Here is a 24,221-nt window from a genome sequence, read left to right on the forward strand (position 1 = left end):
GATGAAACATGAGGAGGCAGAGCGAACACTCAGAGGAATGAAAAAGATTTTCTGGGAAAGATACGACCGACGGTGGTATTGTGCTGGCGCTGTCTCTATTCCACATATGTAAGAAATAATCATTGTATGTTCGAACGTGAGTGAAGGCAGGGAGAGGCTTCGTAAGTTTCAAATTATAATGGGGGATGAAGGACGAGGGGCATTTTGTGGTAAACGCGATAATTCGTAATGCGACTGTTCATGATGCAGCCTCAATCACACTTCTGGTCAATGAGTTACTTGAAGAAGTCATGCGTGAAACGAATGTGCCTTCTTTCGATGTGAATGTGGAGCAGATGCACAGTCAAGTCATGCAGTATATTGAAAACGAGCAATATGTGGTGTTTCTTGCGATTCTCGAAGATCAAGAAGAACCCCTTGGCTTATTATCGGTGTGTGAATGTCGTGCGCTCTATGCAGGAGGAACGTTTGGGGTGATTCCAGAGTGTTATGTTCGTCCCAATTTTCGAGCGCAAGGTATTGGGAGTTTGCTCGTAGCGGCTGTTAAGAGTTATGGAAAAGCAAAAAACTGGAAAAGACTTGAAGTGACAACCCCGCCACTTCCGAGGTTTCAGCGAACCCTCCGTTTTTATGAGAAAGCTGGGTTTGAAATGTCAGGCGGGAGAAAGTTAAAGGTTTCGGTATGACGGATCAAGATCATGAGTCACGAATGCAGCGACTGAAAGCGTCAGTCGATCGACGCATTGAAGCTGCACAAGAAGAAAAAGGTTTAGTGATTGTCTATACCGGCGCAGGAAAAGGGAAGACCACCGCTGCACTTGGTATGGCGATGCGTAGTGTCGGTCACGGGATGAAAATTGCGGTTGTGCAGTTTATTAAAGGAGCGATTGATACAGCGGAAGAACGGATCTTGAAAGGTTTTGGTGAGCAAGTCACGTTTCTCCGTATGGGAGAAGGCTATACGTGGGAAACGCAGGACCGAGAACGTGACAAACGTTTTGCACAAGAGGCTTGGAGTATCGTTCTGACATTTTTACGAGACGCTCAGTACGGCATGGTGATTCTTGATGAGCTGAATATCGCGATTCATCATGAGTATGTCACGCTTCAGCAGGTATTGGATGGACTCAATGAACGTCCGCCGATGATGCATGTGGTAATTACTGGACGTGGGGCCAAGGATGAATTAATTGAGGTGGCAGATCTGGTTTCGGAAATGAAAATGGTGAAGCATCCCTTTCGTAAAGGGATCAAGGCACAAAAAGGCGTAGAGTTTTGAGCCACACCTATTAATTGAAACGATGGATAGTCAAAGACAGAAGTCGTGTAGCCAATGTGGAGAGATGTTCGGGTGTACCTCTGGACATGGCTGTTGGTGTCAGGATGTCTCGTTGACAAAGGAACAACTCCAATGGATTGAAGCGCAGTATGATAATTGTCTTTGTCCAGGTTGTTTGACGTCTATGAGCAAAGAGCTCAATCCTGGGCGATTATAGATATTAATGTTTTACTTTAATTTTTTGAGTATGCGAATGTATGAATGTCTCAACTTCAAGAGTGAGTAAAAATGCCTTCTCCAGCATGGAACGCGATGCGGTGTATCGTGCTATCTTTGAGCGGCGTGACGTGCGGCAAAACTTTTTGGCGAAGCCAATATCTAAGGCGACATTAGAACGAATTCTCAAGGCATCCCATCATGCGGGTTCTGTCGGATTTATGCAGCCGTGGGACTTTGTCGTTATTCGTGAGAAGAAGACCAAGCAGTCGGTGAAGCATTTGTTCACGAAAGCCAATGACGAAGCGTCGCAGCGGTATCGTGGGTCGAAAGCGAAATTATATCGTAGCCTGAAGCTTGAAGGCATTGAGGAGGCTCCGATCAATTTGTGTGTGACCTGCACGAGGCAACGAGGCGGTCCACATGTGCTTGGTCGTTCAACTATTCGTGAGACCGACCTGTACAGCACCTGCTGTGCGATTCAAAATCTTTGGCTCGCAGCCCGTGCCGAGGGTATTGGTATTGGCTGGGTGAGTATTCTGGACTATGACGCGTTAAAAACTCTTGTCGGTATTCCACGGCCTGTGAAAGTCGTCGCCTATCTCTGTATGGGCTATGTCAAAGAATTTTCTTTAAATCCAGACTTAGAGAAGGCCGGCTGGAGAAAACGGCTTCCTCTTGAACAATTAGTCCATTATGAGGAATGGGGACGAAAGAATGGGAATGGGAATTTGAAGAAAGTCACGAAACGTTAGACTGTTCTGACCATTCTCATCTTTCACGATGACGGGTTGAGCCAATCGGTAAATTTTGATCGAGGCCATGGCTTATCCATCCACGAGGTATCAGGGAGAGGGCGTGTCATGGCTTCTTCTACCGATTGCCAGCCTGACGGAATGTCAACGTATGCGGTTGTGCCTTTTCGGGTGATCCATCGAAACGTGTTAGTTTTTTCACTCGTTTCGGCAATGTCTAATGTCAGCCGACAGTCTTGCGCCACATAATCTAAAACCTGTTGATGCTGGCCATCTTTCCACAACTGAGGGGCGACTGATCCATCAACGTTTTCGGGTTTACTGAGTCCGATGGCTTTGGCGGCGGCGTTGAGCCCAACCCCGAATCCTTTTTTGCAAAAAATATGAAACAGCATATCTACATGGTTTCGTGCAAGATGCCGGCAATCCTCCATGCGATTGGATTCTTCACCGAGAATATCAAAGTCAAATCCCAGGCCGTTGAGCGTCACAATCGTCCATCCGTTTTTGACTTGCTGCTGAAGAAAGTCAACGAATGCCGATAAGTCCTCTTGGTTCATTTGTGCGGCTGGCGTGCCGTCGGGGTTTCGTGAATAGAATCGTTGGGCCGCGTCTTCCTGACTGGCCCATGTCGCGGTACAACAGATTCCTAATGGGCGATGCGCCAGTAACTCGCCAAAGTCTTCTGGTAGAATTTTGGCGGTCTCAATATCAAATGCCAGATACTTACGGTTCATGATTGGCTCCTGTCATATTTAGAAAATGGTGAATTCCGTTGCATGCACATGAAGGAGAGTTCGTGTTCAATAATCAAAAGCAACGCATTTAGTCAAATAATGCTTGTTTGTGCGTCAGTGCTTGGCGGAAACTTTTGGGCCGGAGATTTTTTGCGAATAGTCAGAGGAGACATCCATGAGAATATCTAAAGTGTATACGCGAACGGGAGATGCGGGGAAGACCCGTCTGGCTGGCGGCCAAGAAGTGTGGAAAGACTCGTTACGGGTGGAGGCGTATGGAACGGTGGATGAATTGAACTCTGTGATCGGGTTAGCACGTGTGTTTAATCGTGATCTGAGGCAAGAGGGAGACGTGGTGATGCGATTAGATCAGTCGCTTCGGTGGATTCAAAATAAGCTGTTTGATTTAGGTGGAATTTTGGCGACCGCTCCGGGAGAAACGTTTAAAAATATGCCGACGGTCACAGCAGAACATGTTCAGCATTTGGAAAACCTGATCGATGAATGGCAAGAAGATCTCGAACCGTTAAAGGAGTTTATTTTGCCGGGTGGCGGAAAAGTGTCAGGCTTTCTTCATCAAGCCAGGACGACATGTCGACGTGCGGAGCGCCTGTGTGTCACCCTGGCTCGAGAAGAACAGGTTGACGAACAATTAGTGAAATTCCTCAATCGATTGAGCGATGCACTGTTTGTGCTGGCTCGGTGGGTTGCGAAAACTCAAGATGAGCCGGAGTATATGTGGGAACGAGAATGAGCAGACGAGAAAAAGAGGAAAGGTGAAAGTAGAAATTGATGGAGTTCTTGTTTTTGGATATCCGAAAGTTTTTTCTGCTTTACTATACTGACAATGGCACGTGTATCGACAACTAGAACAAAAACATCTTCTCTTATAAAGAAGCGGTCTGCGCCATCAAAACACAAGAGCGAGTTGATTTTAATTCTCGGTGGAGCGCGGTCAGGGAAAAGCGATTTTGCGCTGAAGCTCAGTCGAACGATGAAGCCACGGGCGTTTCTTGCAACGGCAGAACCCTTAGACCAAGAAATGGCTCTGCGGATTCGGAAGCATCAACGAGGCCGTCGAGGAGCCTGGGATACGGTAGAAATCCCCGTGAAACTCAGCCAGTGGTTTAACACGAAGGGGAAACCCTATCAGAGCGTGGTGGTTGATTGTCTTACTCTGTGGCTTAGCAATATTCTCGGAGATAAGACCATTCGCAAGAAATTTCCTTCTTTACTGAAGGATTTACTCAAGTCTGTTCGTCATGTCCCTGGCCGAGTCATTGTGATTAGTAATGAAATTGGATTCGGCATTGTTCCGAGTGATCCTGTGACCCGACAATTTCGAGATCTTGCTGGCCGAATGAATCAACAGGTTGCTGCTGCCGCTGATGAAGTCTATTTGGTGGTGAGCGGGCTTCCACTTCGGCTGAAATGATGGTTGAGAAAACAATGAAGACGATTCTTCCTTTAGATCCAAGACTCATCGTTCAAGCGCAAGCCAAGCTCGATCGACTGACGAAACCGCGCGGAAGTCTTGGGCGTCTTGAAGAACTCGCCGCACAGTATGTCGCGATTTCGGGAGAAGAGAGTCCGTTGTGCCCCAAGGCGAGAGTGCTCACTCTTGCAGCAGATCATGGCGTCGTGGTCGAAGGCGTCAGCGCGTACCCGAGTTCTGTTACGGCGCAGATGGTGACCAATTTCCTTAATGGTGGTGCAGCGATTAATGTGTTGGCGCGTCAAGTTGGAGCGGACGTGCAGGTTGTGGATATGGGCGTGGCCAGTCATCTCAATCATCTTGTTGGGCTGATTGACAGGAAAATTGGACATGGCACCAAAAATATGGTCTTGGGGCCGGCCATGTCTCGTGACGAGGCGATCCGGTCAGTCGAAATAGGCATTGAATTAGTTGAGCGAGCCTTCGATGACGGCGTGCGGGTGTTGGCTACCGGGGAAATGGGTATTGGCAATACAACGGCAAGCGCGGCGATTACCGCCGTCATGACGGGTCAGCCAATTTTTCGCATCACGGGTAGAGGAACTGGAGTGGACGATGAAGGATTGAGTCGAAAGAGACGAGTCATCGAACAGGCTCTTCGGGTCAATGATCCTCAAGCCGGTGATGCGTTTGACGTGCTCTGCAAAGTCGGTGGATTTGAAATCGGCGGGTTAGTGGGCGTCATTCTTGGGGGAGCAGCGTGTCGAATCCCTGTCGTTTTGGATGGGTTTATCGCGGGAGCGGCCGCTCTGCTCGCTGTGACGCTTGCCCCCACATGCCGAGAGTATCTTATCGCATCGCATCAATCAGCAGAGGACGGTCACCAAGTCGTATTAGAACACTTAGGATTGCATCCGTTACTTGATCTGCAACTTCGTCTTGGCGAAGGCACTGGTGCCTGTTTAGCGATTGGATTGTTGCAGTCCAGCCTTCTGCTTATGACGCAAATGGCGACGTTTGATGGTGCTGGCGTCGATCAGTCAGTGACATCCGACCCTGACGACCCTGAAGCGACATGAAGACGATGTGGTCGTCGTTTTCATTGGCCTGGAATTTTTTAACCATCATTCCCTTACCCTTCAGTACTCAATCGAATGTTCCATCACAGACGTTAGCAGCTTCCTTTGGATGGTATCCGTTTGTTGGGTTTTTGCTCGGGACGATTTTGGTGCTCTGCGATCGATTGTTTATGATGGTCTTGGCCGAACCGGTCGTTAATATGCTGTTAGTGACGATTGTGGTGATGATGACCGGGGCGTTGCATCAGGACGGACTAGCCGATACGATTGATGGCGTCGCGGGAGGGAAAGATCCTTCTCATCGATTGTCGATCATGCGAGATAGCCAAATTGGAGCCATTGGAGCCACAGGTCTTATCCTTGCGATAGGACTGAGGTATACCGGTCTTATGAGTCTTCCTCCTGGAGGCCGTGAATCGCTATTGCTCTGCATGCCGGCGTTTGGCCGTTGGTCAATGGTGATTGGATCATATAAGGTTTCCTATCCTCGTCCGGAGGGTGGTGTGGCCGCAGCATTCATCCAGCATCTTTCATTTCGGGATGTCTTGATGGCTACAGCTATATTGGGGATTGGACTGGTCTGGGCCATTCATCCTTTGCAAGCGATCCTTTTGTTGCTTGGCATTGTGATCGTGACTCGATTAATGGTTTGGGGCGCCTCTCGTGTATTTGGCGGCGTGACGGGTGATATTCTCGGAACGATTAATGAAGTCACTGAAATTGTATTCCTTCTTTCAGCTCCATTGTTGATGGGGCTTGTCTAAGCAGAGTCAAGCGAATATGAAACGCCGGATACCCAAGACGTGTGAACGATGTCAGCAAACATTTATCTGTGGTCTCTTTGGTTGTTGGTGCGGTGATATGCCGGTCACGGATCAACAATATGGGGAGATCGTTGAACGGTATCATGAATGTCTTTGCCCGGCCTGCCTTTTCGACCTTTCTGGTCATCCTATTCCGGCGAATGTGTTAAAGCTGAGTTCTCCTCTCATTGACCAATGATTGTTGCATTGAAAGTGATGGCAGCCTGTGGGCTTGATGCGGCGATTGGAGACCCACGTTGGTTTCTTCACCCTGTGCGACTCATGGGGATGCTTGCGCATTGGTACGAGAAGGGTCTGCTGCGATGGATCCACGGAAAAGCGAGTCTCTATGTCGCAGGAGCAATCTTGGCGCTGGGTCTTCCCTTGTTATGCTATGTCAGCGCCGAATGGATTCTGCACGTCACCTTACAGTTCAATGAATGGGTTGGGCATATGGTGTGGATACTGCTGGGATATACCACGATAGCTGCAAGGGATTTGGCCGACCATGCCAATCGAGTCTACTGGGCGTTACAGAATGGGTCGTTGGAAAAGGCACGTCTTGCTGTGTCGTCTATCGTCGGGCGTGATTCGGCCAATTTGTCAGAGCCCGAAGTAATTCGAGCTACGATTGAAACCGTTGCGGAAAGTACCTCTGATGGCGTGATAGCTCCATTATGTTATCTGGCAATCGGCGGCCCATCATTGGCTCTTGCGTACAAAGCCGTCAATACCTTGGATTCAATGATTGGTCATCGAACAGAGAGATACCAATATTTTGGATGGGCTGCAGCAAAATGTGATGATGTGCTGAACTGGGTTCCAGCTCGTTTGAGTGGTGTCTGTCTTGTCCTGGCGGCAGGGTTATTACACAGTACCGGCATGCACGCCTGGAAAATCTTGCTTCGAGATGGCCGTAAGCATGCGAGTCCGAACAGTGGACGTCCCGAGGCAGCTATGGCCGGTGCACTCCAGGTCCAACTTGGGGGCAGCAGTACGTACAACAGCATTGAGGTGACACGTCAATTAATTGGCGACCCTATGCAATCGTTCACGCTTGTTCATATTTCACGTGCCATTCAACTGATGACTGTCGCGTATTTGCTTGCGATCATCGTCATCATTGGGATTTTGTGGTTCTGATGTCCTTGCCCAGCCATGGAGGCAATGTCCATAAGATTGCTCGGTCTCAAGGCCGATCGGTCAAGAGAGTGCTTGATTTTAGTGCCAGTATTAACCCTCTGGGATTGTCGCCTGCCGTTCGCCGCGCCATTCAGCAGTCTATCCCTCTTGCCATTCATTATCCTGAGATTGATGCACAGCCTTTGCAACAACAGCTCTCGAAAATCCATAAGATTCCTGAAGCGTGTCTCGTGATTGGCAATGGGTCAGCTGAACTGATCTCCGTCATCCCTCGTGCGCTTGGGACCCGTCATGGTCTGGTTATCGGTCCGACGTTTATGGAATTCGAGCGCGCGTTGATTTTGGCTGAAGCGCATTGCACCTATGTGCATGCGACGCCGGATGCTGGCTATGCGCCACCCACCGAAGCAGTGTGTACGACGCTTGATCGGCAGGCAGGAACAAAAAGAAACAAGAACAGTGACAATACTGTGCCAGTCGATACGGTCTTTCTCTGTCATCCAAACAGTCCGACGGGGCAAGTCATTTCTCGGAAACAATTTGATCGGTTAATGACGTCGGTTCAAAAGGCAGGTGCGCGGATCATTGTGGATGAGGCATTTATTGATTATTGCGCATCACGTTCCGTTCTGAAGAACGTGGGTAAGATTGAAGGACTCTTCGTGCTTCGAAGTTTTACGAAATTCTTTGCAATCCCTGGACTTCGTATTGGGTATCTGGGAGGACCGGCAAGTGAAATCAGTGCGATTCGATCGCTGCTCCCTCCATGGTCGGTGAATATTCTAGCGTCTGCTGCAGCTGAGACGGCGTTTCAAGACAAAGAGTATCAGCGTCAATCCGTCATGTTTATGAATCTGGAACGGAAGCGATTCCGTGCTTGTTTACAACACATTCCACATGTCCAACGGGTCTACCCCTCTTCGGCCAATTTTCTCTTGGTGCAATTGCCAGTACATTGTCAGGTTTCATTATTGGTCCACGAACTTTGCGAGCAAGGTCTTCTCATTCGTGACTGTGAGAACTTTGCAGGAATCAATGTGCCAACCATACGACTGGCCGTTCGCCGTCCTAAAGAGAATGACCGATTGCTGAAGGCCTTAAAGCGTGGGTTGCTCAAATGGAGTTGACCATGCCAACGTCATGGAACACCTCATACCGGGTTGTCGACCGTACGCTTGTCATACCATTTACTTCCACTCGTCGGATTATATCATCTGCGGTTTATGGTGGGGGAATTGTGCACGCGAATGGAATCCTCAATCATCAAGTCATCAATCAAAAGTCTCCGGCGTATGATTTTTCTCGTGAGAAAGATCCCAGTCGGTATTTGGGAGAGTTGGCGAAACGCCTAAAGGTACATGGTCGATGTGTTGGGTTGATGACGGCGGTCGATATGCGGTGCCTTGTTCTTCAGCGTGTTGAAGCAGAGGGACTATGGATAGAAGGATTTTTTACCGTCGGGGTGTCGAACGCGGTTCGCGCCGGAGATGCCATTGTGACTCAACTCCCTACAAAGACAGAAATCAAAATTGGAACGATCAATATCATCCTGATTACGAATGCACGACTCAGCTCAGCAGCAATGGTCTGTGCTGTTGGCGTGGCGACTGAAAGTAAAACCGCAATGCTCTTCAGTGAAGACATCAAAAATATGTCAGGAACACATGTGGCCACTGGAACCGGGACGGATGTTGTGGCCGTCGCCTCAGGCCAAGGCCCGTTTTGTCGGTTTAGCGGCACGCACACTAAAATGGGAGAACTGATCGGCCGAGTTGTGAGTCAAGGCATCAAAAAAGGACTGCAAAAGTATAGAGCTTGGAGAAATTCCTCCATGAAATAATACGCTGTTCAGGGCAAACAAAGTGAGTTCTCTACCTCTGTACAGTAACTCTGTTTGACGCTGTTCAGCCTATGAATTGATGGATTGAGTGACAGTGAAAGATTGCACCTTCTTTCAAGACTTCTTCGCAATGCCTCGACGGTTTGAAAACCTTATTGATGCTCGTTAGTATTCGTATTCAGTATTGTGGTTATGTTGAGCGTTTCTGCATGAGAGCAAACTACTACGCGAGCGTATGATGAGTCCTATCGTGATTATGAACATAGGGGAAAAAGGAGATTGTAATGGGTAAAACTCTTCGATTCATATTCGTGCTATTTGTCTTAACAATATTAACAGCCTGCACTGGCGTTCACCTTCCTGAAAGTCCGTCATGGAAAGAAGTTCCAATTATGAATGTCGAAGATGTTGCTGGAAAATGGGAAGGCACAACCTGGACCGAGCCGAAAACTGTCCGCCAGGAAGATTGGGTGAAGGTACGAATTACAGAAGAGGGTCAGTACGAATTTGCAAGTTATCGGATGATTGGTGCATGGCTGGGAGGTGGTACTCTTAACCTAGAAAATGGAAAGCTTGTAACAGAACCTAACCCAGATACGGGAAGTGCAACGTTCATACTCTATGAAGATAACGGCCAGCGCATGTTGAAAGCTCAGGGTACGACGAAAGCAAGTCTTCGGCAGGTAGCCGAGTTAACTCCGGTGGAAAAATAATCTTCTACAATCTGCTTCTAGTGTTAATAATATTTGAAATTCCCCCTGTTTATGGTGATGTCGACATTGATTACAGTGCCGTACGGTGATGTTTTGGCAAGGTGTGCTAGATGAGGTTCTACGCGATGAACCTCATCTAGCTCTTGAGTTGACCGCACAAGTTAAATTGCCTGACACGTACGATTGTTATCTTCGTTTGTTTCCTGCACTGATTTTTCGGGGTCAATATCCGCACACACAATCACTTTTTTCCGAGGCAACAGGAAAGAGCTTCAAATTGATGACTCCATCGTTGTTGTTGAAGCAGGCGATTTATCACATGATATTTCACCGTGGCGGTGCGCGACGTATGTCTATGTCGCTAATGTTGATGATGTGTATTTACGGGCTCTAGCGCTTGGGGCCACGTCGTTGTCTGAGCCGACAGAAAAGCCATATCAAGAGCGCCAGGCTGGATTTCATGATGTTGCCGGGAATATCTGGTGGATCAGCACATATAAAATATAACCCAACTGATGATGGAGGATTAGGTGAAGTCAAGCAGCGGCTCTCAATTCATATGCCCAACAACATGAGAAGAACGCCTAGCTTCATGACTCCCGTAGCGTCTTTAGGGTTAGTCGAATTACCTATCCAGCTGTTGATGGTTTTTTTGGTGACCGTACGTTTGAAGCGAGATACGGCATAACGCATGGCAGGTTCTCTTGGCAGGATAACTGGAGTTCGAATGGAGAGTCTACAAATGTGTTTTCCCTATGTATGCTTTTTCATCGCAATTCTTCATGAATCCCTTCGGCAGTCCGCCGCTCATTTCCTGCGCTGGTTTCGTGTTCCCGCACGGCTTTCATTCGAACATACAGCCGTCTCAGGTGATCTTCGTATTCACCTTTTTTTAACCCGGCATGGTCTCGCTCAAATACGCGTCCTAAGAGGTATCCAATGTTTTCCATAACGTTGATCAGCTTGTTGTCCAGCTCCATTGCATGTTCAGAGAAGAACTCCATGACCGCTACCACCTTTGGCCCTATTAAAATAGGAAACGCGAAGCCAGCTTTCAGTCCGATTTTCTCAGCAAGACGAGCGCGAGGGAAATTGGGATCTTTCGTCACATCTTGAATCCATGCAGCTTTTGTGTTCGCCAGCACCCGTCCTGGTAACCCAACGCCCGGCACAAATTTCGTGGTCTCTGTTATTTGTCGAAACACCTCGAATTGATTTGTATTATTGAAAATCCAAATTTTACTGGGACTCAGCAGGTCACTATCACCATCTCGGATATATAAATGCGCCACGGGCCAATCCGTATAATCACAAATTGTTTGCATGGATTGCCGTAATACATCTTCCACCGAATCATTGGTATTGGATAACACCGCAATGGCCTGATTCAATTGCAGAAATTGTGTTTCTTGTTTTAAAAGGTTATACGCTGTTTTTATTTTTTCAGATTCCTTCTGTTCTTCGAGGAAGCGTAGTTGGGTTAAGGCAAACACCACGATCAGCCAGATGATCAATATGGCCAACGCCCGATTGGATTCCGTTATCCATAATTCCACGCCAGGGCTGGATATATAGAATCCTTCTAATGTCAGAATGGTCCCCACTATCGCCCCACCAATGATGAGTCGTTTATCTTTGCTCATGAGGCCAAGTAACACCAAAAGGGCATAGGCTTCGCCAACAGAAACGCCTTGGGGGAGCATGCTATCAATTGTGAAGATAAATATGGCGCAGACGACCATACCAATGACATAACCAATGGAGGTTTTGGAAAATTGGGGAATGCGTGTCGAGGAATCGGACATTAACGTGCCTCGAAATTTTTTCTCATGAGATGGAAAACTTTACCATAATTCGAGTGTTTGTACAGAGCCATTTTATATTAATCAACTGTGAGGGATGATTTACGTTGAGGCGCTGTGGTGGTTTTTTTAAAGACAAACTCTTCTTCCAACCATCGCACGCAATCAAAAATATCGTCAAAGATGTGTTCTTCTGGAATGAGTCGTGGCACCAGGTCGACTGCGCGCAGCATCGTGAGCGGCTCGCTATGTAGGTTAGCAAGTAAGACTTTAATTCCACGTTTTTGTAAATATTCAAAGACAAGTTCCAACGCATGCGCAGCCGATTGGTCCAGATAGGGAACGCGATTCATCTCAAAGACAATAATGGTCACAGACGGTAATTGTTTGAGATTGTCGATGAGAAATTGAGAAAATCCAAAGAAGATAGGGCCTGAAAATGTTTTGATATATACGTGATCCAAATAATCCGGAGGTAACAGAAACTCATCTCGCACGTCACACGGTTTTCTAATTTTCAGAGAACGAAGTGGAAAGAGTGCAATTTTTTCTTCTCCTATAGCCCCCATTTTTTTCATAAACACAAAGACGGACAGGGTCATTCCAATTCCGACGGCCGTGATCAAATCGACAAAGACCGTCATCAACAACACAATACATAGGATGGCGCCTTCTACTCGTTCGACTTTCATGACTTCTTTGAGACCGTTATAGTCGATGATGTCTAGCCCAACCGTAATCAGAATGGCTGCCAAAACTGGGATAGGAACGTATTGCACATAACTTCCCAAGCCGAAGAGTACGGCGAGGAGAAAGAGACTGGAGATCACGCCCGCTAGGGGGGTCCGACCGCCAGCTTTCACATTGACGATCGAAGACATCGTTGTTCCAGCGCCCGGTAAGCCACCGAAGAATGCTGAGGCAATATTGCCCATGCCTTGTCCAACGAGTTCGCGGTTACTCTGGTGCTTGGTCTCCGTGATTTTATCGACAATCACGGCTGTTAATAGGGTGTCGATACATCCTAAGGCTCCGAGAGTTAATGCTGAACTGAGAATAAACCAAGGCTCTGTCACATCAATGTGCCATAACCTTTCAAGCTGTAATGCGGGCAACCCCTGAGAGACTTCACCAATATGAGGAACGGATAAGCCGGTACTGAAAGAAATAAGAGTTCCGGCGATCAAAGCCAACAGCGTGGCGGGAATTTTCGAGGTGAGCAGAGGCGCTGCGTAGAGAATTGCGAGTGTCAGTCCTCCAAGACCGAGCGCTTGTACATTCAGGTCAAGCACGGCTTGGGGTAACCCAAGGATAACCTTATAGATCGTCGGAGGACTCGATACCCCTATGAACGGATAGATTTCAAAGAGAATCAAGATAATACCAATACCCGTCATGAAGCCGGAAAGCACAGGGTATGGGATATATTTCACATTGCTGCCAATCTGCAGAAGGCCGAAAACGATCTGTACGATTCCCGCCAAGATGAAAATTCCCAGTATGGTCCCCAGCGCCTGCTCTAAGCTTCCTGTAAGGGCAATGGCTTGCGAAATCGTGAGGGCCGCGACAACGGTCATGGGGCCGGTGGGGGTGCTAATGAGTGTGCGAGTCCCACCAAAGAGAATCGCGATGGCTCCAAGGAAAATGGCACAGTAGAGCCCCGAAACTGGACCAAGGCCGGATTGAAGCCCAAAGGCTAATGCCAAGGGTAAGGTGACAACGCCAGCCGTCAGGCCACCAAAGATATCCCCCTTCACATGAAGAAGATTGAACTTGGATTCCGGTAATTCCTGTGTCATATTATTTGGAGAGTTATGCTTTAGATTTTAAAATTTTGGCCAAAAATAGAGAGCAAAGGCCATCAATGGCCATGAAGGGATTGAGGGGGTAGTTTAATGTGATCTTCACATTTCTTTTGGGGCGGGAAGGAATTTCCCGAAAAGATACAGTGTTTCGACCAAAAAGGCCAGACTGTCTTAACTTAAGAAAGCAATAAGTGAGTTTAATGACGAGGCGAGATCCATGCGAAAGTTCTGGTCAACTAGAAGTGGACCCACAAACGCTTCATTTTTCTGGGATGTCCTTCTTTGTCAAAGGCGTGAGTGATGTCAAAATATACAGTAGTACTTCTGATATGGAAACAGTCATGAGTCAGTTCGTATGCCGCCAATTTCATCTTTGCTCTACGGAAAATCTTAAGCGAGCAAGGCATGATTTCTGTGAAAAGTATGGATGAGTATGTGTAACAACGGTTCAACCCTTCCTTCTTTTTCATTTTTATCGAGTAGTTTCTCCCTTCATAAATGAATCCATTTTTCGTGCCTGACTCTAGGCGTATGAATGGAAAGCGTAAGATTTTCTTTTGTGGAGAGCTATAGCCGTTTCAAATAACGTCCGCATGTTTGAAGTGAGTAATCGCGCGGGGTTAGTTGGTAGGCCTCAGCTGGAACTTATTTGGATTCGCTATAGTCTTGGTTGCCTCTACGATTGCCACAGATTCATCTACGTTCTAATTTTGAGATTGTGACGCCGGTAGTCTGTCAGTCGAGTAATGGACGTTACTTTTCTGTCGAGGTCTTGAAGATGTTGGATAGAATATTAAGGACTATATTTGATGTTATTTCTGTATGTTATTGATAAATATTGCTTTAATTATCTCATTGAAAACTGTACCAGCTAGACGGTATAGTCGCGTTTATGCCAACTTCAACTCGTCATTCGATACTTGAGACAGCTATTGATGTGTTAGTCAGGGACGGTGTCGGTTCGCTGACATTAGAACGCGTTGCCCAAGACGCAGGACTGAGCAAAGGAGGGCTGCTGTACCATTATGAAGGCAAAGAGCAGTTACTCGAAGGACTCATCGAGCTACTCGTCAACGAATTCGATCGTGAGCAAATTGGTATGCCTTCTGTAAGTTCTACCTCGACGCAGCAGTCCCATGCGTTTCTTTCGACCGATCTTCCGTTAAACGGAGTGGATGACATGCTGGTCGAAAGTCGATCGCTTCGTGGGCATGAGATTGCGGCTATTCTTATGGCGGCCTTTGCCATCAACCCGGAACTACTTGTGCCTATTCGTGAACGATATCGAAGTTGGCAAAGCCTTTTGCTTGCGGATGAAGCGGCTTCAACTCGTCCTCTTATTGCACGACTGGCTTCAGAAGGACTTTGGTTTAGCGAAGCCTTAGGGTTGGCCCCGCCCACTCGTGAGCAACGTGTGGCACTGGCTCACGAGATTCAAGATCTTACGCAAGAAGGAGATTCCATGAGAGAGATAGCCACTTTGATCGAACCCTCGCAGCCAGGAGACATAGCTGTCACATTGCCATCAGCCAATGCCTACATAGAAGAACTTCAACAACGGACACTCGAATCGACACAATTATCTGCACAGACATTGTTGGCTAAGCAAAATGTGCAGGGGTTTTGGCAAGGAGATTTAACGGCAGATACGACGTTGGAGTCCGACTATGTGCTGCTTTTGCTTTGGCTCTATCCGCCCCAGGCGGGAAAATGGCATGACGACATACAAGCAAAAATTGACAAAGCGATGCGTACCATTCTGGACCGTCAGCTTGCGGATGGAGGATGGAATATCTATTCGGAAGGTCCCGCTGAAGTGAATGCCACGACCCGAGCCTATGTCGCATTGCGAGTGTGTGGCTACGATCCCGACCATCCAATCATGGAGCGTGCGCGACAGCGTATCCTGGCTCTTGGCGGACTTCAATCAACGAATAGTTACACAAAAAACAATCTGAGTATGTTTGGTCTGTTTCCTAGAAAGTTTACGCCGAGCGTGCCACCGGAACTCGTGTTGATCCCTGGCAATGTGTTGTATGAAATTTCCTCCTGGAGTCGTGCCATCGTGGTTCCGCTTTCCATCATCCAGGCGTCCGGTGTGCAACGCCAGGTGCCCGGCAACTGGACCGTTGATGAACTGATGTTACCGAATCGGAAATTGATGTTTCCGCGGAAAGATCCGTTTTCTATTATGTTTCATCAAGTGGATAGAGTGTTGAAATTGTGGGAGAAACGTGGATTTAAAGACATTCGGGCTAAAGCGATTCGTGAAGCCGAGAAATGGATGCTGGACCATATGCGGTTTACGGACGGTCTCGGGGCCATCTTTCCGGGAATGATGTATGCGCTGATGGCCATGGATGCACTGGGGTATGAGCGTGACCATCCAGACTTTATCGAAACGTTCAATCAACTTGAAGGGCTTATACTTGAGCGGAACGATACACTGCAGTTTCAGCCAAGCTTATCTCCGGTATGGGATACGGCCATTTCAATGTTTGCGTTGGGAGAACTTGGAGTTAGTGAATCGGAAGCCATGCGGCATGCAGCGGATTGGTTGCTGAGTAAAGAAGTGCGGCGAAAGGGGGACTGGTCAGTCAAGCGTCCCAGCTTACAGCCTGGCGGATGGCCGTTTCAGTTCGCGAATGAACTGTATCCGGATATTGACGATACCGCGATGGTCTTATTGGCGTTTGAGCATGCGAAAGCTTCAGACCCTGAACGCCAGGCTCGTGTCGAAGGGCGTGCGGTCAACTGGTTATTCGGCATGCAATCCTCTGATGGGGGTTGGGCCGCGTTTGATGTTGACAACAATTGGGAGCTGTTAAATAAGGTCCCGTTTGCCGATCATAATGCGATGCTGGATCCAAGCTGTCCGGACATTACAGGAAGAGTGGTCGAGGCTCTTTGTCGGCGTGGGTTTGATCATCAGCATCAAGCGATTGCGCGTGCCGTTCAATACTTGTTGGGGCATCAACAGGCCGATGGGAGTTGGTATGGACGTTGGGGTGTCAACTACACGTATGGGACCTTTCTTGCGGTTCGGGGTCTTCGTGCGAGTGGTTCCCCGACTGCAACTGCTGCCATTCAGCGTGCCGCCGCTTGGGTCCACTCCGTCCAAAATTCTGATGGAGGTTGGGGGGAAAGCTGTGCCAGTTATGAGAAGCATGCATTCGTGGAGGCCTCCAGCACACCTTCCCAAACCGCTTGGGCTCTGCTCGCGCTTCAGTCCGCAGGTGATCGATCGTCACCTTCGGTTCTCCGTGGAGTCGAGTGGTTGCTCACAAGGCAAAATCAAGAAGGCGGATGGGATGAAGTACTCATGACAGGGACGGGGTTTCCTAATGTTTTTTATTTGAAATACCATCTGTATTCGCACTACTTTCCTCTGCTAGCGCTTGGCACGTGGCGAGCCAGCGTCGCGACTTGAAGGGAGCAGCTGCTTGCCTGGAGTGAGGAACTTAGTCTTCGTTCTCCATCCACCGTTCAAAGGTTAGATATCTATCATTGGCGATTAAACTTGAGCACGTTGTACTGTTTGGCCGTTCGTTAGGTGAATATCTGGCCATGTTTGACCTTACTCCGTGTGACTTGTCAAAGAATTCTCGGGGTCGGAGATGGGCCTGCCAGTTTCAATGCAGAAATGACAGCATTAGGTCATTTTGTGTTGTCTATTGATCCGCTCTATCGATTCACAAGGCAGGAAATTAAGCATCAATTTGACGCTGTGGTATCGCACAAGTCAGTTCTACTCCGGCCGATTGGGCGTGGACGTATCACAAATCTCCTGAAGATTTGAAAATTAATCGAATGGCTGTGCTTCAAACATTTCTCGCTGACTACGATCAGGGGAAAAATCAGAAGCGATATCAAATTGGAGTATTGCCATACGTATCAGAAGTGACTGATATGTCTTTTGAGCTTGCCTTATGTTCGCATTTATTTTAATACTCTGATCAACTTGATGTTCAATTTCATGAATCCGCGTTGCTGGACATGCTCCATGTTGCCTCCGAGGTGAGAATATTTCCACTCATGACATTACAGGGGCAACGCTCCGTTCATGTCGAACCGATAGTGCAGTTTTTACGAGATCAGGGTTACGAGGTTGGCATTCAGAAGGTTCCTTACGAATTACAGCGGGGGGTGGAAATGAAATGTTATGGATACGAAGAGCCGTACATATAGGAGAAACTGTCGTGTCCCTTCGACACGTCGCATGTGCTCGTATTTGACTTTCGTTGCTGTAGGGTGAATAACAGGCATGAGACTTGAGGTCATCCGATTAATTCTACCTTTGATCTTTACGGGCACCGTGGCCCCCTGATATAGAGAAGGGACGTATGTCAAAACCTTTACTTTTTTTCCTGGCGTTTATTGCCATGGGCGCACTCTGGGTGTATTCCACTCAACCTCCTCCAGGGACACCATTGCCTGATGACCCTAAGGCTCTTGAGGCATTGGAGAGAGTCAAAACCCATGGTTCACGCGATTCTACAACCATTGAACAGGCTCTGGATACGGTGATAGAGGACATCGAGAGTCTCGGGCATCCAATTCGAGTTGGTGAGTGGCGGGTAGCCATGGCAGGGGAAAAGGAAAAAGAGACCTATGTCGTCAGCCGGTTGATTCGTGAAAAAGGCGAGACGGGCTGGATTGAGCGAGATTTTGCGTGGAGAGTGAATTTAAAGGAAAAATGGATTAAGGTGGTGACGCTTGCGGCAAGCAGCATTATGCCAATCCATGAGCTAGCTCCTCTTCCTCATTCGGATGAGATTTCTTGAAAATTTTCCTGGATAGGAGGTTGAAGCAAAATTTGAATTTCCCCATTTGTTTCTCGCGCTTCGTAGCGAGGGACTTTCCACGATTCAACGGGGTTTTTCAGGCAGGTTCCTGTTGGAATATCAAATTTCCATCCGTGCCAGGGGCATGCGACATGTGTCCCTTCCACCGTTCCTTCACCTAACGGGCCGCCCGCATGTGGGCAGACGTTATCCAATGCATAAATTTTTCCCTCGATATTAAAAAGGGCAAGGGTGACATCGTCGAGATCAATGGAACGGCAGGTTCCCGGCTCAAGATCGCCCATTTTTGCCACTGTCACAAACTGTTTTTCCACTTGCGGTGATTTCTTTTTAGTAGATTTTTCAGAGAAGAGGTAGTCTAGCAGGGAAGAAATGTTGCTTCAAGCGTGCAAAGACAACATATTGATTCCTCATATGTGACGATGCTATAGACATGATAGGTTGGGTATTGAGTAAGTGATAGTGCTGAACTCTCATTTTTGATCCCAATGGAAATGACCTTACTTCTCAATGCGACCTATGAACCACTTCGGGTCGTAGGCTGGCAAAAAGCGATTACCTTGTTATGGCAAGGTAAGGTGGAAGTCCTTGAATTTCACGAACGTGATGTGAGAGGCGTGTCCATCAGCTTTAAGCTGCCCTCTGTCATGCGACTATTAAAAATGGTCAAGTTACGAGGGAATTACCACGCTGTCAAATTTTCACGCATTAATATTTTCACTCGAGATCAATATACCTGCCAGTATTGCTATAAGCACTTTCGAACGGAAGAGCTGACGTTTGATCATGTTATGCCTATCGCGAAAGGCGGGAAAAAGACTTGGGAAAACATTGTGACAGCGTGTTGGCGCTGTAATAATCGAAAGAGCGGACGGTTACCGCATGAGGCGAATATGAAGCTATTAAAAAAGCCTGTTAAGCCTCGGTGGACACCTCGTCTCACATTAATGATTGGCATTCGAAATGCGCCAGAAAGTTGGCGAGACTATCTTTATTGGAATATGGAGTTGGATACCGAGAATTAATCGTTCTTGACGGTTCTGCCACTACCACCCTCCCTTTCGAGATTCAATTTCCTCTTCTGTGCCAAGCCCGTCTCCATGGTGTTGATTCAATGCGTGCTTCAACGGTGACCGCATGGGGGTGTTGTTTTCGCAGGCCTAAATTCTCAATCCAGAGACCTAGACGACATAGGAAGATTTGTGGAAATGATTGTTGGGCAATAATAAAGATTGTGTGAGGCGTTTGAGGGAAGATGAAGGTTGGTCGCTGGGTTTTATCTCGTGATAAGACTGGTCGGTACGCATGTCAGTAGATAAAACCCAGGATGACCATTGCTGTTGTGTTGTCGTGTCTCAGTAAACAGATGGAGCAAGGTGTCTATTGAAACTCGCTTTGAGTGATAAGCGATCATAGGCATGGTTTATTTCAAAACATCATGTCCGCACGAGAGGATTTGGTGCTTGCTCCGCTTGTTTGCGTCGACCGCAGTTAATGCAGACGAAAACCATTAAGGCCATGCCGGCTTCCATATCGACTTCACGATCTAGAGTCATCGTGCCTTCACATTTCTCACAACTTCGCATGGAGATATCCCTTTCCTTGAAAAACACTACACGCAATAAATGAATAAAGAAAAATTCTTTGAAAAAGAACAAGGACCGCTGAGTTTTGCCTCATCTGTTGCCACGAGAAATAAGCCCAAAGCTACCACAGTCAGACTCTCTTATGCTAGAGCACAAGGTTGTCGGATTTTGGTTGCACCCATTTGATCTGATTGTGATGAGACTGGTGCACGACGAGAAGTTTCAGCTGTTACTCGGCAACATGCTGAAAACGCACAGAAAATATATTTGTCTTGAGATCATTTCTGACATAACATATTTGTAATGCTGTCGAAGGTTCTAGAAAAAATGGGTGCCGGGGAGTCTTGACGATGAACGACAAGAATCATGAACCTGAATGGGTGAATTGGTCTGATGAACAATTACTGAAGTTGCGTCTATGTGATCTTCATGTTCAAATTAAGGGTACTCCCCTCGCCAAATTGATTAAGCAGCTTCACCAGGAACTTGCGGCCAATAAATTACAGTTCCGTCCGCATTGTTGGTTGTCGGATGATTGGTATTCTCCCGATGGTATTCCTGGCATTGCCATCCCGTTTTATATGAGTCATCCACGATTAGCCAAATTAGAGCAGAGTCAGATGTTGGAGGTCGAAGGTGGCACACCTGAATGGTGTATGCGGATACTTCGACATGAAGCCGGCCATGCGATTGAAAATGCGTATCGGTTGCGCCGGCGTCATCAACGGCAACAGCTCTTTGGTAATACATCGCAACCTTATCCAGACTGTTATCTGCCGAAACCCTACAGTAAGAGTTTTGTGTTGCATCTCGATACCTGGTACGCCCAGAGTCATCCGGATGAAGATTTCGCCGAGACGTTTGCCGTGTGGTTAACCCCTGGGTCCGATTGGAGAGAGCGGTATGCGGGATGGCCAGCACTGCGAAAGTTGAAATATATGGATTGTTTAATGACCGAACTGGCTGGCGTGGTTCCGCCTGTGAAGATCAAGCAACGGCTTGATCCGCTTCCGGCGCTTCGTAAGACACTTGGTGAGCACTATCAACAGAAACGGGAACGATATGGATTGGACTATCCAAACTTTTACGATCGTGATATTCAACGATTGTTTTCCAATGCGAAGGAATATCAGCACTATCCAACCGCTGCGAGTTTTATTCGGCGTTTTCGAAAAGAGATTCGTCGGAAGGTGGCGGATTGGACTGGGGAATATCAATACACCATTGATCAAGTGTTAAAAGATATTATCGAACATTGTCGAGAGCGGCAGTTGCGTCTTACGGTTCCGGAAGAACACGCTAGATTGGACTTTACCATTCTGGTCACCGTGCAGACGATGAATTATCTTCATGGTGGACAGCATCGAGTCGTTCTATGAGAAAGCTTCGCGTCCTGACTCTCATGCACGAAGATTTGGTTCCTCCAGTCAATCTTGAAGGCGTTGACCTGGCTACGGTGGAATGGAAAACGGAGTTTGATGTCATTACGACCCTCCGGGACATGGGGCATGATGTAAGAGTGGTCGGTGTGCGAGATGAATTAGATGTCCTTCGAGAAGCCGTCGCAGATTTTAAGCCACACATAGCCTTTAATTTGCTTGAAGAGTTCAACGGGTTCGGAGGTTTTGATCAAAATGTCGTGTCATATCTCGAATTGGTTGGAGTTCCGTATACGGGGTGTAACCCACGTGGCATGGTGTTGACCCGAGATAAAGGCTGGTCAAAAAAAATTCTCACTTATCACGGCATTCTATGCCCGAAGTTTGTGGTGTTTTCTCTCGGTCGCCTGGTCAAATGGACTGATGAGATTCCATTTCCCGTGATTGTGAAATCCATCTCTGAAGAAGCCTCACTGGGAATTTCTCAAGCTTCCATTGTTGACGATACAGAGAAGCTTGAAGAGCGGGTGAAGTTTATCCATGACAGTATTGGCAGCAGTGCTATTGTTGAGGAGTTTATCGAAGGGCGAGAGCTCTATGTTGGAGTGCTTGGAAATAAGCGGCTGCAGGTTTTTCCGGTTTGGGAATTAATTCTCAAAAATCTGCCGGATGATGTTCACCGAGTCGCGACGCAGCGAGTGAAGTGGAGCGTGAAGTATCAAAAAAAATATGGTATTACCTCACAGGAGGCAAAGGGGCTGAGCAAATCGATGACCGGCAAGATTCAACGTTTGGCTAGGAAAGCTTATGGTATTTTGGGGCTCAATGGGTATGCGCGTTTGGATTTTCGTTTAACAAGCGATGGCAAGCTCTATTTTCTGGAAGCCAACCCAAATGCCCAGATTGCCTTTGGCGAAGATTTAGCCGAATCAGCAGAACGCGCTGGGCTCTCCTATGAGAACCTTTTACAACGCGTCCTCAATCTTGGGTTACGCTGGAAACCTGAGAATGTGCGATAGCCGCATGTTATCATGCCCGTACGCCAAGCAATTCTCGAAATTCATTCTTCTTGCGTTGCACTTCTCACATTTCGTCATACATCGTTACCGATGGCTTTTCTCGTTCAATATATTCCGTAAAATAAATCTGTCTCCATGTATTGATCATTTGCAGGAAGCCAATTGAGGTTGCTCAATGAGCCATGGCATGTAATGAGTTAAGGCTTTTGCCGCATGATCTGGTAAATTTGCCGAAGAAGTTTCCTGTATCTTCACCGCTCGCTCTGCCGATGAAAGAACCCCTTTACCCGATGAACAGAAGTCTTCTTGAGTCTTTCTGGCAGTTTCATTATAAGCCATGGCCAGGTCAAATGACGCGAACAAATCATCGGGATAGAGGCTCCAAGCCTTTTCTATTTGAAGTTTCTGTGCGATAAAGGGGGCATGTCAACATCAACGATGACCAGAAAAGGCCGGGTCACCATCCCGAAGGAAATTCGAGACCGCTTGGAAGTCAAAGAGGGTGATCAAGTGTTTTTCGTCGTCAAAGGTGAAGAGATCATCCTGAAAGTGATACGTGGAACGATCCTCGATCTGAAGGGTTCGATTAAAGCCACCCGACATCCGGAGGACTTTGAAAAAATCCGCCAATCCGTCAAACAAGTACGCTCGACAAAGGTTTCTCACTTGTGACGAAACGATTCGTCGATACCAACGTGTTCCTTCGATTCCTGACCAATGATGATCCCAGAGAGCCAAACGTGCGGAAGTGCTCTTTCGCAAGGCGGTCAAGGGAGGCATCACGTTAACAACCAGCCTTTTAGTCTTTGCCGAAATCATATGGACCTTAGAGTCATTTTATAAACTTGGTAAAGAAGAAATTGCATCAAAAGTCGAGAAAATTTTAAACACACCGAATCTGGAATGTCCCGAAGCCCACCTTGTGCTCATGGCACTGGATCTTTATGTTCGCGAAAATATCGATTTCATTGATGCATATCATGCCTATTTTTTGAAGGATATCGCCATCAAGCATATTTACACGTATGACCGTCGACACTTTAATCGTATCCCCTGGCTCGACATTATGGAGCCGTGAACATCTCCCCTTTCTCTCAAAATCTATGTTAGGAATGAACATCATCGACAAGTCCAAGCGTGGTCACGTAGCGCAAGATAAGCAGGCGGCACCAAAGTAACGGCGGCTACATCAAGAAATGACCACCATTCTCTGACATAGGAATTTTGTTAATACTTAGAACTACCTCTTCAAGACCCCTCGCTGTTCGAGGTAAACAGGCCTGCGCGACCGCAGCCTTCAAGGAAGGCCTGTTTTAGGAAGTTGCAGTCGGTGAACCGGCTTTTGCCGGCTTGCCGGGAAAATGTTTGTAGATAATTGTCAGGTGAGCGGCCATCTTCCTGCCACTCATCAAGAAGATGTATGAGCCACTACCTTCCGTCATTCCACAACAACAGACGCTCCTTAATTCCTTGTAAGTATTATAGTTACCCGTCCAAACCACCGACATTTCAACTACGAAAGGCACGGAACTTGTCACGAGCTTTGTTTATCTCATGAATAATATCCATCTGTGGCCTTGGTGATAAAAAGCTCAACCTCCTCAGACGGAATTATTGGTTCGATCTCTCTCAACACCTTCATGTCAACAAGATTCCTAGCATTCACAGCCTCCTTTAGTGAAGCTGCAGAAATCCAATCGACATTCCATATCTTAGTACTCACACCATTGACCAATTCACATATAGGTTCATGATAGTGTATATCTTTGGTGAGTGGCAGAGTTACGCGCTGAAGCCAGATATCCATATGCCCTGTATTTGGAAT

26 protein-coding genes are annotated in these 24,221 nt (G+C 47.4%); 21 read left to right on the plus strand and 5 right to left on the minus strand.

Annotated features, from left to right (window positions below):
- Window positions 1-206: 206 nt before the first annotated feature.
- The 4 genes from ACWQXP_RS02165 to bluB are packed head-to-tail and all read left to right on the plus strand — an operon-like array spanning window position 207 to window position 2,250.
- Window positions 207-686, plus strand: coding sequence for an N-acetyltransferase family protein (locus ACWQXP_RS02165; RefSeq protein ID WP_454061194.1), 480 nt, complete (start codon window positions 207-209; stop codon window positions 684-686).
- Entirely contained in the window at window positions 683-1,279 is a 597-nt protein-coding gene (gene cobO, locus ACWQXP_RS02170) for a cob(I)yrinic acid a,c-diamide adenosyltransferase (protein ID WP_454061195.1), read from the plus strand. The genes ACWQXP_RS02165 and cobO overlap by 4 nt, the downstream gene beginning before the upstream one ends.
- Window positions 1,280-1,301: 22 nt before the next feature.
- Complete coding sequence (locus tag ACWQXP_RS02175) at window positions 1,302-1,496, plus strand: cysteine-rich CWC family protein (protein WP_454061196.1); 195 nt, start codon at window positions 1,302-1,304, stop codon at window positions 1,494-1,496.
- A 40-nt stretch (window positions 1,497-1,536) separates the two neighbouring features.
- Window positions 1,537-2,250, plus strand: a complete 714-nt coding sequence (bluB, locus tag ACWQXP_RS02180) for a 5,6-dimethylbenzimidazole synthase (protein WP_454061197.1) — start codon at window positions 1,537-1,539, stop codon at window positions 2,248-2,250.
- 23 nt (window positions 2,251-2,273) lie between these two features.
- On the opposite strand, the gene ACWQXP_RS02185 is transcribed toward bluB, so the two are convergent.
- Window positions 2,274-2,987 (minus strand): ribonuclease H-like domain-containing protein, encoded by a 714-nt coding sequence (locus ACWQXP_RS02185; RefSeq protein WP_454061198.1) that lies wholly within the window; start codon window positions 2,985-2,987, stop codon window positions 2,274-2,276.
- A gap of 175 nt (window positions 2,988-3,162) precedes the next feature.
- On the opposite strand from ACWQXP_RS02185, the gene ACWQXP_RS02190 reads away from it, so the two are divergent.
- The 10 genes from ACWQXP_RS02190 (at window position 3,163) to ACWQXP_RS02235 (ending at window position 10,688) form a co-directional block, all read left to right on the plus strand.
- Window positions 3,163-3,741, plus strand: coding sequence for a cob(I)yrinic acid a,c-diamide adenosyltransferase (locus ACWQXP_RS02190; RefSeq protein WP_454061199.1), 579 nt, complete (start codon window positions 3,163-3,165; stop codon window positions 3,739-3,741).
- Between the two features lie 174 nt (window positions 3,742-3,915).
- Window positions 3,916-4,422, plus strand: a complete 507-nt coding sequence (cobU, locus tag ACWQXP_RS02195) for a bifunctional adenosylcobinamide kinase/adenosylcobinamide-phosphate guanylyltransferase (RefSeq protein ID WP_454061200.1) — start codon at window positions 3,916-3,918, stop codon at window positions 4,420-4,422.
- Window positions 4,419-5,501 (plus strand): nicotinate-nucleotide--dimethylbenzimidazole phosphoribosyltransferase, encoded by a 1,083-nt coding sequence (gene cobT / locus ACWQXP_RS02200; protein WP_454061201.1) that lies wholly within the window; start codon window positions 4,419-4,421, stop codon window positions 5,499-5,501. The genes cobU and cobT overlap by 4 nt, the downstream gene beginning before the upstream one ends.
- The gene (gene cobS, locus ACWQXP_RS02205; protein ID WP_454061202.1) at window positions 5,498-6,265 is read left to right on the plus strand and encodes an adenosylcobinamide-GDP ribazoletransferase; all 768 of its coding nucleotides are present in this window, start codon (window positions 5,498-5,500) and stop codon (window positions 6,263-6,265) included. Before cobT ends, cobS begins: the two co-directional genes overlap by 4 nt.
- Before the next feature lie 16 nt (window positions 6,266-6,281).
- Complete coding sequence (locus ACWQXP_RS02210; RefSeq protein WP_454061203.1) at window positions 6,282-6,503, plus strand: cysteine-rich CWC family protein; 222 nt, start codon at window positions 6,282-6,284, stop codon at window positions 6,501-6,503.
- Window positions 6,500-7,447 carry an adenosylcobinamide-phosphate synthase CbiB gene (cbiB, locus tag ACWQXP_RS02215; RefSeq protein WP_454061204.1) on the plus strand — a complete coding sequence of 316 codons (948 nt, stop codon included), beginning with the start codon at window positions 6,500-6,502 and terminating at the stop codon, window positions 7,445-7,447. The genes ACWQXP_RS02210 and cbiB overlap by 4 nt, the downstream gene beginning before the upstream one ends.
- On the plus strand, window positions 7,447-8,574 hold the full coding sequence (cobD, locus tag ACWQXP_RS02220) for a threonine-phosphate decarboxylase CobD (RefSeq protein WP_454061205.1): 1,128 nt from the start codon (window positions 7,447-7,449) through the stop codon (window positions 8,572-8,574). The genes cbiB and cobD overlap by 1 nt, the downstream gene beginning before the upstream one ends.
- Window positions 8,575-8,576: 2 nt before the next feature.
- Complete coding sequence (locus ACWQXP_RS02225; protein WP_454061206.1) at window positions 8,577-9,287, plus strand: adenosylcobinamide amidohydrolase; 711 nt, start codon at window positions 8,577-8,579, stop codon at window positions 9,285-9,287.
- A 284-nt stretch (window positions 9,288-9,571) separates the two neighbouring features.
- Window positions 9,572-10,000, plus strand: a complete 429-nt coding sequence (locus ACWQXP_RS02230; RefSeq protein ID WP_454061207.1) for a hypothetical protein — start codon at window positions 9,572-9,574, stop codon at window positions 9,998-10,000.
- 397 nt (window positions 10,001-10,397) lie between these two features.
- Window positions 10,398-10,688 (plus strand): hypothetical protein, encoded by a 291-nt coding sequence (locus ACWQXP_RS02235; protein WP_454061208.1) that lies wholly within the window; start codon window positions 10,398-10,400, stop codon window positions 10,686-10,688.
- A gap of 79 nt (window positions 10,689-10,767) precedes the next feature.
- On the opposite strand, the gene ACWQXP_RS02240 is transcribed toward ACWQXP_RS02235, so the two are convergent.
- Together ACWQXP_RS02240 and ACWQXP_RS02245 are read right to left on the minus strand one after the other, a co-directional pair.
- Entirely contained in the window at window positions 10,768-11,805 is a 1,038-nt protein-coding gene (locus tag ACWQXP_RS02240; RefSeq protein ID WP_454061209.1) for a GAF domain-containing protein, read from the minus strand.
- A gap of 77 nt (window positions 11,806-11,882) precedes the next feature.
- Window positions 11,883-13,601, minus strand: a complete 1,719-nt coding sequence (locus ACWQXP_RS02245; protein ID WP_454061210.1) for a SulP family inorganic anion transporter — start codon at window positions 13,599-13,601, stop codon at window positions 11,883-11,885.
- Between the two features lie 898 nt (window positions 13,602-14,499).
- Between ACWQXP_RS02245 and shc the strand changes: the two genes are divergently transcribed.
- Window positions 14,500-17,037 (plus strand): squalene--hopene cyclase, encoded by a 2,538-nt coding sequence (shc, locus tag ACWQXP_RS02250; protein WP_454061211.1) that lies wholly within the window; start codon window positions 14,500-14,502, stop codon window positions 17,035-17,037.
- Between the two features lie 913 nt (window positions 17,038-17,950).
- On the plus strand, window positions 17,951-18,391 hold the full coding sequence (locus tag ACWQXP_RS02255) for a hypothetical protein (RefSeq protein WP_454061212.1): 441 nt from the start codon (window positions 17,951-17,953) through the stop codon (window positions 18,389-18,391).
- Here ACWQXP_RS02255 and ACWQXP_RS02260 read toward each other — a convergent pair.
- Entirely contained in the window at window positions 18,370-18,726 is a 357-nt protein-coding gene (locus tag ACWQXP_RS02260; RefSeq protein WP_454061213.1) for a Rieske (2Fe-2S) protein, read from the minus strand. The genes ACWQXP_RS02255 and ACWQXP_RS02260 overlap by 22 nt on opposite strands.
- 174 nt (window positions 18,727-18,900) lie before the next feature.
- Here ACWQXP_RS02260 and ACWQXP_RS02265 point away from each other — a divergent pair, with 174 nt between their 5' ends.
- From ACWQXP_RS02265 to ACWQXP_RS02275, 3 genes are all read left to right on the plus strand, one after another.
- Entirely contained in the window at window positions 18,901-19,437 is a 537-nt protein-coding gene (locus ACWQXP_RS02265) for an HNH endonuclease (RefSeq protein ID WP_454061214.1), read from the plus strand.
- Window positions 19,438-20,348: 911 nt separating this feature from the next.
- Complete coding sequence (locus tag ACWQXP_RS02270) at window positions 20,349-21,377, plus strand: putative zinc-binding metallopeptidase (protein WP_454061215.1); 1,029 nt, start codon at window positions 20,349-20,351, stop codon at window positions 21,375-21,377.
- Window positions 21,374-22,396, plus strand: a complete 1,023-nt coding sequence (locus tag ACWQXP_RS02275; RefSeq protein WP_454061216.1) for a D-alanine--D-alanine ligase family protein — start codon at window positions 21,374-21,376, stop codon at window positions 22,394-22,396. Before ACWQXP_RS02270 ends, ACWQXP_RS02275 begins: the two co-directional genes overlap by 4 nt.
- A gap of 144 nt (window positions 22,397-22,540) precedes the next feature.
- Here ACWQXP_RS02275 and ACWQXP_RS02280 read toward each other — a convergent pair whose 3' ends face one another.
- On the minus strand, window positions 22,541-22,735 hold the full coding sequence (locus ACWQXP_RS02280; protein WP_454061217.1) for a hypothetical protein: 195 nt from the start codon (window positions 22,733-22,735) through the stop codon (window positions 22,541-22,543).
- A gap of 84 nt (window positions 22,736-22,819) precedes the next feature.
- On the opposite strand from ACWQXP_RS02280, the gene ACWQXP_RS02285 reads away from it, so the two are divergent.
- Both ACWQXP_RS02285 and ACWQXP_RS02290 read left to right on the plus strand, forming a co-directional pair.
- The gene (locus ACWQXP_RS02285) at window positions 22,820-23,068 is read left to right on the plus strand and encodes an AbrB/MazE/SpoVT family DNA-binding domain-containing protein (RefSeq protein ID WP_454061218.1); all 249 of its coding nucleotides are present in this window, start codon (window positions 22,820-22,822) and stop codon (window positions 23,066-23,068) included.
- 76 nt (window positions 23,069-23,144) lie between these two features.
- Window positions 23,145-23,474 (plus strand): PIN domain-containing protein, encoded by a 330-nt coding sequence (locus tag ACWQXP_RS02290; protein ID WP_454061219.1) that lies wholly within the window; start codon window positions 23,145-23,147, stop codon window positions 23,472-23,474.
- Window positions 23,475-24,221 lie beyond the last annotated feature (747 nt).

Source organism: Candidatus Nitrospira salsa, assembly GCF_965152625.1.

Bases quoted from the DNA above. Each gene is read 5' to 3' on its own strand.
- cobT (WP_454061201.1), top strand. From the start codon at position 4,419: ATGATGGTTGAGAAAACAATGAAGACGATTCTTCCTTTAGATCCAAGA.
- ACWQXP_RS02175 (WP_454061196.1), top strand. From the start codon at position 1,302: ATGGATAGTCAAAGACAGAAGTCGTGTAGCCAATGTGGAGAGATGTTC.
- ACWQXP_RS02185 (WP_454061198.1), bottom strand. From the start codon at position 2,987: ATGAACCGTAAGTATCTGGCATTTGATATTGAGACCGCCAAAATTCTA.
- ACWQXP_RS02230 (WP_454061207.1), top strand. From the start codon at position 9,572: ATGGGTAAAACTCTTCGATTCATATTCGTGCTATTTGTCTTAACAATA.
- ACWQXP_RS02280 (WP_454061217.1), bottom strand. From the start codon at position 22,735: ATGGCTTATAATGAAACTGCCAGAAAGACTCAAGAAGACTTCTGTTCA.
- ACWQXP_RS02245 (WP_454061210.1), bottom strand. From the start codon at position 13,601: ATGACACAGGAATTACCGGAATCCAAGTTCAATCTTCTTCATGTGAAG.
- cobO (WP_454061195.1), top strand. From the start codon at position 683: ATGACGGATCAAGATCATGAGTCACGAATGCAGCGACTGAAAGCGTCA.
- ACWQXP_RS02275 (WP_454061216.1), top strand. From the start codon at position 21,374: ATGAGAAAGCTTCGCGTCCTGACTCTCATGCACGAAGATTTGGTTCCT.
- cbiB (WP_454061204.1), top strand. From the start codon at position 6,500: ATGATTGTTGCATTGAAAGTGATGGCAGCCTGTGGGCTTGATGCGGCG.
- ACWQXP_RS02255 (WP_454061212.1), top strand. From the start codon at position 17,951: ATGTCAAAACCTTTACTTTTTTTCCTGGCGTTTATTGCCATGGGCGCA.
- bluB (WP_454061197.1), top strand. From the start codon at position 1,537: ATGAATGTCTCAACTTCAAGAGTGAGTAAAAATGCCTTCTCCAGCATG.
- cobS (WP_454061202.1), top strand. From the start codon at position 5,498: ATGAAGACGATGTGGTCGTCGTTTTCATTGGCCTGGAATTTTTTAACC.
- cobD (WP_454061205.1), top strand. From the start codon at position 7,447: ATGTCCTTGCCCAGCCATGGAGGCAATGTCCATAAGATTGCTCGGTCT.
- shc (WP_454061211.1), top strand. From the start codon at position 14,500: ATGCCAACTTCAACTCGTCATTCGATACTTGAGACAGCTATTGATGTG.
- ACWQXP_RS02225 (WP_454061206.1), top strand. From the start codon at position 8,577: ATGCCAACGTCATGGAACACCTCATACCGGGTTGTCGACCGTACGCTT.
- ACWQXP_RS02265 (WP_454061214.1), top strand. From the start codon at position 18,901: ATGGAAATGACCTTACTTCTCAATGCGACCTATGAACCACTTCGGGTC.
- ACWQXP_RS02270 (WP_454061215.1), top strand. From the start codon at position 20,349: ATGAACGACAAGAATCATGAACCTGAATGGGTGAATTGGTCTGATGAA.
- ACWQXP_RS02285 (WP_454061218.1), top strand. From the start codon at position 22,820: ATGTCAACATCAACGATGACCAGAAAAGGCCGGGTCACCATCCCGAAG.
- ACWQXP_RS02190 (WP_454061199.1), top strand. From the start codon at position 3,163: ATGAGAATATCTAAAGTGTATACGCGAACGGGAGATGCGGGGAAGACC.
- ACWQXP_RS02210 (WP_454061203.1), top strand. From the start codon at position 6,282: ATGAAACGCCGGATACCCAAGACGTGTGAACGATGTCAGCAAACATTT.
- ACWQXP_RS02240 (WP_454061209.1), bottom strand. From the start codon at position 11,805: ATGTCCGATTCCTCGACACGCATTCCCCAATTTTCCAAAACCTCCATT.